Genomic DNA, 8,114 nt, shown 5'->3' on the forward strand with positions numbered 1-8,114 from the left:
CGGAACACCTGCGACAGACGGTCCTTCAGGTACTCGACCGTCCGGCCCAGCAACTCCTCCGAACCACCACCCGCAACCACCACCGGCTCCGCGACCGCGGCAACGGGGACGGTCACGCGCGCCTGGACCGACGGGCGGACCGCCGCGGCGGCCACCGCCCGCGCCGCCGGGGCCTTCGGGGCCGCCTTGGCGCGGTCCGCGCCGGCCACCCGCAGCACCTTCTCGATCTTCGCCCGCTCGCCCTTGGTCACGACGACCTGGGTCTCGCCGGAGACCAGGATCTTCAGCAGCGCCTGGATGCCCTCGGCCGTCCTGAGGCCGCGCATGCCGGAGTAGTCGTAGTAGAGGGTCTTGGCGGTGCCGTCCTGCTCGATGTCGCCGAGCATCCCGCCCTCGTCCCAGTACGGCCAGTTGACCGAGATGCTCCGGCCGTGGCGCAGGCCCTCGGCCCGCAGCGCCTCCCGCTGGTGGGCGTAGGCGTCGAGGAAGCGGTTGGCGGCGGCGTAGCTGCCCTGCCCGAAGTCGCCGACGTGGGCGGCGATGGACGAGAAGAGGACGAAGAAGTCCAGCGGGTCCTGCCCGGTCAGCTCGTCCAGGTGGACGGTGCCGTGCAGCTTCGGCGCCAGGACGGCGTCGAACTCGGCCTGGTCGGCCTCCATGACGCCCAGGCTGCCGACGATGCCGGCGCTGTGGAAGACGCCGTCCAGGCTGCCGAAGCGCTCCCGCGCCGCGGACAGGGCCCGGCCGACGTCGGCGCGGTCGGCCACGTCGCAGGCGAGGTAGAGGACCTCGGCCCCGGCCGCCTCCAGCGCGGCGAGCTTCTCCCGCCGCTCGGCGTCGGGCTGCCGGCGCCCGAGCAGGACGAGCCTGGCCCGGCACTGCTGGGCGAGGTAGGTCGCGAGGTGCAGCCCCAGCGCGCCGGCGCCGCCGCTGATCAGGTAGACGCCGCCCTCCTTCAGGGGCAGCGGCGAGGCCGCGGGCTTGCCGCCGGCGGTCCACGGCCGGAGGACCCGCTCGGAGCGGGTGGCGCCGGTGTGCCGGATCTCGTGCCCGCCGCGGGCGGTGGGGCCCTCGGCGAGGTGCAGTTCCCGCAGCACGCCGGCGGCGACGGCCTCGGCGCCGGCGCCGGCGGCCGCGTCGAGCTGGAGGGTGTTCATCCGGAACAGGTGGTTGACGGGCGTCATGGCGCGGGCGAAGCCGGAGAGTGCCTCCGCCGCCGCCCGGGACGGCTCCTGGGCACCGGGGCCCTGCTCGCCCGGCAGCACGGCCAGGTACTGGATCTCCTGCTCGACGCCGGCCCGGTGCACGGCCCGGAAGAGGTGGCGCAGGCTCTCCAGCCCGAGGGTGAGGTCGGACCGACCGGGCGTCAGCGCCCAGAGGTCGGCGATCTCCCGGGGCAGCCGGCCGCGTTCGCCGAGCGTGCGCAGCAGACGGTCGAAGTCGGCGCCGCTGCGGCGGTCGACGGTGAAGACGTCAGGGGCCGGCTCCGCGAAGGCCTGGCCGGCCGTCACCCGGACGACGGGGCCGCGGCGGGCGGCCGCGATCCGCGCCGGGCGCGCCTCGTCGTCGTCGAGGACGAGCAGGACGCCGTCCGCGCCGGCGGGGGCGCCGGACTCCTGCGGGGTGCCCTCGGTCCAGCGCGGGACGTAGAGGTGCAGCTCCTCGTCCTTCTTGGCCGCGAACTCCTTGAAGACGAGGCCGGTGGCGCGCACGCACTCCGCGCCGTTCTCGTCGCAGATCGCCAGGTTGACGCTGACCGCGCCGTCGCGCGCGATCCGGTGGATCGTGGCGTGGCAGTAGGAGGTGCTCGGGATCGGGGCGAAGACGACGAGCTCTTCGAGGCTGAACGGGATCCTCAGCACGCCGTCCTGGTGGCCGATGCCGCGCAGGGTGTTGAGCGCGGCGTCGAAGAGCGAGGGGTGCATGGTGAAGGCGGGGTACTCGTCCTCCAGGCCGTCGCCGAGGACGATCCGGGCCAGTGCCTCGGTCTCGCCGCAGTGCAGCGTCTCGATGGCCTGGAAGGTCTCGCCGTAGCCGAAGCCCAGCTCCCGGAAGCTCGCGAAGATCTCCGCGTTCTCCTGGCGGCCGGTGCACCGCGCCAGGATGCCGGGGATGTCGATGCTGCCCCGCACCCGCGAGGGCTGCTCCGCGGCGTAGTTCGCGCGGCCCTGCGAGAACACCGTCCGCCGGCCGTCGGTCTCGGCGTAGACGAGGTAGTCCAGCGTGTCCTGCTTGAGCGGGCTCAGCTCGATGTTGACCGTCCGGGAGTCCTCCTCCATGACGATCGGGTGGCCCCAGATGATGTCCTGCAGCGTCACGGCGTCGGAGCCGCTGGACAGCCGGGCGGCCGTGTACGCCATCTCCATGTGGGCGACGCCCGGGAGCAGGATCTTGCCGTCCACGACGTGGTCGCGGAGGAAGAACTCGTCCTTGGACAGCTGCTTGCCGAACCGCTGCGCGTGGAGCGTGGACTCGTTGGCGTCCAGCAGCGGGTGCAGGCGCGGGCGCGCGCCCTGGCCGGCCGCCGCGAGGGCGGGGCGGGACCCGTCCGCCGCGGCCCAGTAGGTCTCGCGCGCGAAGGGGTAGCCGGGCAGCGACACGGGCAGCGGCGGCCGGTCGCCGAAGAGCCGCGCCCACGCGAGCTCGTAGCCCTGGCAGTAGAGGTCGGCCAGGGCGCGGACGGTGTCCTGGTAGCGGCCGCGGTCGCCGGCCGCACCGGCGGCGCGCCCGATCAGCTCGTTGCCGTACTCGGTGAGGGCGACCTGGGGCTGGAAGTCCCGGCCGGCCACCCCCCGGAAGAGCTGGGGGGCCTTCTTGCCGTCGAGGAACTGCTGGAGCAGCTGCCCGGCCTCCTCGCGGGTGGCGGCGACCAGCGCACAGCGGTGCGCGAAGTGGTGCCGGCCGCCGAGCAGGGTGGCGCTGATCCCGTCGAGGCCGGGCTCCGCGGCCCCGCCGTCCTTCAGGAGGGCGAGCAGCTCCGCCGCCCTGGTCCGCAGCGCCTCGTCGGTCTTGGCGGAGAGCACGAGGAGCTGGGAGGGCCGGTCGGCGGCACCGGAGCGGACCGGTTCGGCCCGGTAACCCTCCACCACGACATGGGCGTTGGTGCCGCTGATGCCGAAGGAGCTGACCGCGCCGAGCCGCTTGCGGCCCGGGGCGTCCTTCCAGGGTCGCGCCTCCCGGTTGACGTAGAAGGGACTGTCGGCCCAGTTGATGTAGTCGCTCTCCTGCTCGCAGTGCAGGCTCGCGGGCAGCGTCTCGTGCCGCAGGGCCTGCACCAGTCCGATCAGGCTGACCACGCCGGAGGCGGCCAGGGTGTGCCCGACGTTGGTCTTGGCCGAGGTCAGCGCGCAGTACTGCTTCTTGTCGGTGTAGCGGCCGAAGACGCCGGCGAGCGCGTTCACCTCGATGGGGTCGCCGAGGCGGGTACCGGTGCCGTGCGCCACCACGTGGTCGATGCCGGCCGGGTCGATGCCGAACCGCTCGTAGACGGCGCCCAGCAGGGCGGCCTGCGCGGGCTGGCTGGGCGCGGTGATGCCGTTGGTCCGGCCGTCGTAGTTGACGCCGCTGGCCCGGATGACGGCGTGGATCCGGTCGCCGTCGGCGACCGCCTTCGCCAGGGGCTTCAGCACCACGACGGCGACGGCCTCGGCCATCACCAGGCCGTTGGCACGCTTGTCGAAGGCGTAGCAGACGCCGTCGTCCGACAGCATGCCGGACCGGGTCGCGTGCTCGAAGAACGTGGACGTCGACAGGAGGTTGACGCCCGCCGCGACCGCGGTGTCGCACTCGCCGGTGCGCAGGCTCAGGCAGGCCTGGTGCACGGCGGCCAGGCCCGCCGAGCAGGCCGTGTTGATGCTGAGCACCGGGCCCGAGAAGTTCAGGAAGTATCCGAGACGGGCGGCCAGGATGCCGTCGTGGCCGGAGGTGAGCGTCTCCTCGTCCCCGGTGAGGCGCTGGTAGTCGCCCTGCTCGGCGCCGACGAACATGCCCATGGTGTTGTCGCGGAGCTGCTCGGCCCCGTAGCCGGCGTCCTCCAGGGCCCGCCAGGACTCCTGCAGCAGCAGGCGCTGCCGCGGGTCCATGGCCTCGGCCTCCTTGGGGGAGATCTCGAAGAACAGCGGGTCGAACTCGGCCGCGCCGGGCAGCCAGCCGCCCTTGACGCCGGTCACGTCGAGGGGGCCGCGCCAGCTCTCCAGCCGGTCCGCGGGTATCCGCCCGATCGCCTCCCGGCCCTCGGCGAGGAGGTTCCAGAACTCGTCGACCGTCCGGGCCTGCGGGAAGCGTCCGCTCATCCCGATGACCGCGATGGCGTCGTCGTCGGCGGAGGACGCACCGGGGGCGTCGGGGGCGTCGGCGGGGGCAGGGGTCGCTTCGGTGGCGGCCTCGGCGGCAGGGGCGTTCTCGGCGGAGGCGTCGGCCCCGGCGTTCCCGGCGTCCTCGGCGGCGGGGGCGTCGGCGTAGGTGCGCCGGACGGCGTCCCGGTGGTCGCGGACGAGGTGGTCCCGAAGCATCTCCAGCGTGAAGTAGGTGTAGAAGAGCTCGGGCGTGACGTCGATCCCGAAGTGCTCGCCCACCCTCAGGGCCAGCTGTGTGTTGCCGACCGAGTCGAACCCGAGGTCGGTCAGCCGGTCCTTCGGGTGGATCTCGTCCGCCGCGAGCTTCAGGACCCGGCCCGCGATGCTCCGGAGATCCGCCTCGACACTCTCTTCGACGCCCAAACCTGCCCACTCCCAGTGGCGTGCGTTGCCGCCCGCATCCGATGCTGGTTCCTCGTGCCCGGCCTCGTGCCGGGCATCTTCGTGCCGGTTCTCTTCGTGCTCGGCCGCTCCCTGCCCGGCCGCTGCGCCCCCGGCTGCCAGGCCCCCGGCCGGGGCCGGCGTGCCGTCGGCGACGTCCGGGGTGATCCAGAAGCGCCGCCGGTCGAACGCGTACGTCGGCAGGCGGAGCCTGCGCGCCCCGACGGACCGGAAGAGGTCCGCCCCGGGGAGGCCGTCCCCCTCCGCGAACGCCTCGGCCAGCGCCAGGAGTTGTTCCGTGTACTCGTCCGCGGGGACCTCCGCGCCGAGGTGGAACGCCTCCGACACCTCGCGGCGCGGCCCCTCGGGGCCCGGCACTGCGGCCTGCTCCCCGTCGGCCGGGGCCGGCTGCCCGGCGGAGCCCCGGTCGTGGAGGCAGTTCCTCGCCCGCCCGGCCTCCAGCAGGCGTTTCAGCTTCACCCGTAGCTCGTCGGTACTGCGCACGACCAGCGCCGTCCGGCGGTCGAGGCGCTCGCGCCCGAGGAGGAGCGTGGCGCTGAGGTCCGTCAGGTCGACCCCGGGCCACTCCCGGTCGAGCCACCCGGCCAGGTCGCGGAGCCGCTGCTCCAGCGCGGTGGTGGTCCGGGCGGAGAGGCAGATCAGGTAGCCGGGGCGGGGCCGGCGGGCGGCCGCGGTGCGCGGCGGCGCCTCCTCCAGCACGACGTGCGCGTTGGTGCCGCCGAAGCCGAAGGAGCTGACGCCGCAGCGGCGGGGAAGGGGCTCACCCGCCTCCGAGAGCAGCGGCTTCCAGGGGCGCAGGGATTCCACGATGTGGAACGGCGTGCCCTCCAGGCGGATGCGCGGGTTCAGGGTCCGGAAGTCGTGCAGGCCCGGCAGCTGCCCGTGGCCCATCGCCAGCAGGACCTTGATGAATCCGGCGATCCCCGCGGCGGCTTCCAGGTGGCCGATGTTCGGCTTCACCGAGCCCAGGCCGCAGTGGCCGGACGGTCCGGGCTCCGCCTCCGTGCCGGCCCCGGGCGCCTCGGCGTCGCCGCGGGCCGCCCGGAACCCCTTCACCAGGCCCTGGATCTCCACCGGGTCGCCGGTCGGCGTCCCCGTCCCGTGCGCCTCGACGTAGCCGATGGTGTCCGGGGAGATCCCGGCCCGGCGGATCGCGTCCGCGATGACCTGCGCCTGCGCCTCGTCGTTGGGGTAGGTCAGGGTGCGGGTGCGGCCGCTGTGGTTGGCCGCACTGCCCTTGATGACGCCGTGGATGGTGTCGCCGTCGCGGACGGCGTCGGCGAGGGGCTTGAGCAGGACGAGGCCCGCGCCCTCCCCCCGGACGTAGCCGTCGGCCCGCTCGTCGAAGGTCTTGCAGGAGCCGGTGGGGGACAGCATGCCGGTCTTGGAGAAGGAGACGTTGCGCCCCGGCGTCAGCACCAGGTTGATCCCGCCGGCGAGCGCGACGCCGCACTCCTCCTGGTTCAGCGACCGGACGGCCAGGTGCAGGGCGTGCAGGGAGGCGGAGGAGGCCGTGTCGACCGCCACGCTCGGCCCGCGGAAGTCGAAGAAGTGGGAGATCCGGTTGGCGATGACCGCGCCCGCGGTTCCCGTGGAGTGGTGCGCCGCGACCTCGCGCAGCTCCCGCTCCTGGAGTTCCTTGTAGTCCAGATTGTAGGAACCGAGGAAGACCCCGACACTCGTTCCCGCCAGTGCTTCGGGCCGCACGGCGGCGTCCTCGATACACGACCAGGCGAGTTCCAGCATGATTCGCTGCTGCGGGTCCGTGCTCTCCGCCTCCAGCGGGGAGAGACGGAAGAACGCCGCGTCGAAGGCGTCCACGTCGGTGAGGAAGCCGCCCCATTTGCTGACGCCCCGGCGCACCGGTCCGTCACCGGGATCGCCGTCCGGAGAAGGGTATTTCCTCCAGTCCCAACGGCTCCGGGGGACTTCGTCGATGTGCGACCGGCCGTGTTTCAGGTTGTCCCAGAACTGTTGATAGTTCTCCGCCCCGGGAAACCTGCACGCTATGCCGATGACGGCAACGTCGTTCTTCTGCATGGGAAGACCCCTCTTGACATCCCCGGTGTCCCGGCCGTAACGGACTGCGGCCGTGGCGGTGCCACGGCCGCGGGCGCGCCTCGGTGTCGAGCGTCAATTGCCCGTGCGGGAGCCGGAACTCCGCACGGGGATCAACAGGCACACCCTTGCCGGCCTCTTTGCCGGCATCCGCCGAACCGGTGCCTGGATCTCGTCCGACCACGCCTTTACGGCGCGACGCAACCCGACCCGCCCTGGGTGACGACCAGTCGGATTACGTGTCGGTTCGTGTTTTGACGCGCTCCCAACCGCCGCGGTCCTCTTTAGCGCAGCCGGCGGCTCGCGCTTGCCAAATGCCCAGCAGATGTGGGGCATTCCGTCCCTCGGCAGTGCGGGACAGGTCCGCACGGGCCGGGCTAATCCTTGGTGTCCGGTGAGTCAAGACCCTGAGGTGACCGCTTCCGGCCATGCAGGAGCCTCCCTCCCTTGTCGACACCATGAACATGCCCTTCCGGGAACAGAATCCTGCAAGATCTAACCGGGCGTCAAGTAAACGATTGGTGCTCTGTGCTGACCAAGGGTGGACAGGGAGCGACGGAATCCGGTCCCCGGGCCACTGCGACGGCCACCAACTTCCCACCCTCGCCGCCGGTCTGATCCGGCCCCCTCCGCCACCGGATCGCCGGCCGGCAGGCCCGAAAAATCCCGCCGGCGAGCCGGCCCGGGGCATTCGACCGCTGATTTCGGGCGAAGGTGATGCGGTATCAGCCAGAGGACTCGACAACAGCCTTACGGGGCTGCGAACTTGATCAACAGTCCGACATCGCGCCTGCTGGTTCAGTAGTGTGCATGACCGAAGAAGTGTTCGCCCAGCGGAGCGGATCACCGCCTGCGGGCTCGGACGGTTCCCTCACCCTTGGAGTGGTTCGAGATGACGGTTGTGCATGAGGCGCCGGTCGGCGACGAGATCCCCGAGATCCCGGCCGACGCCCACGGGCGGGTCGCCGAGCTGCACGAACTGCGCGAGCAGGTCCGCCGCGGCCCCAGCGAGAAGGCCACCGAGGCCCAGCACGCCAAGGGCAAGCTGACCGCCCGTGAGCGGATCGACCTGCTGCTGGACGAGGGTTCGTTCCGTGAGGTGGAGCCGCTGCGCCGGCACCGGGCCACCGGCTTCGGCCTGGAGGCGAAGAAGCCGCACACCGACGGTGTCATCACCGGCTGGGGCACCGTGCACGGGCGGACCGTGTTCACCTACGCGCACGACTTCCGGATCTTCGGCGGTGCGCTGGGCGAGGCCCACGCGCAGAAGATCCACAAGATCATGGACATGGCCATCGC

General features: G+C 72.5%; 2 protein-coding genes. One reads left to right on the forward strand and one right to left on the reverse strand.

From position 1 onward, the window contains the following. Window positions 1-6,797, reverse strand: a 6,797-nt coding sequence (locus tag ACFC1F_RS12180; RefSeq protein ID WP_376157523.1) for an SDR family NAD(P)-dependent oxidoreductase, incomplete at its 3' end; no start/stop codon positions are given. A gap of 910 nt (window positions 6,798-7,707) precedes the next feature. Between ACFC1F_RS12180 and ACFC1F_RS12185 the strand changes: the two genes are divergently transcribed. Further along, on the forward strand, window positions 7,708-8,114 hold a 407-nt coding region (locus ACFC1F_RS12185; protein ID WP_376157525.1), incomplete at its 3' end, for a carboxyl transferase domain-containing protein.

The organism is Kitasatospora sp. NPDC056181 (assembly GCF_042266225.1).
Classification (GTDB): Bacteria; Actinomycetota; Actinomycetes; order Streptomycetales; family Streptomycetaceae; genus Kitasatospora.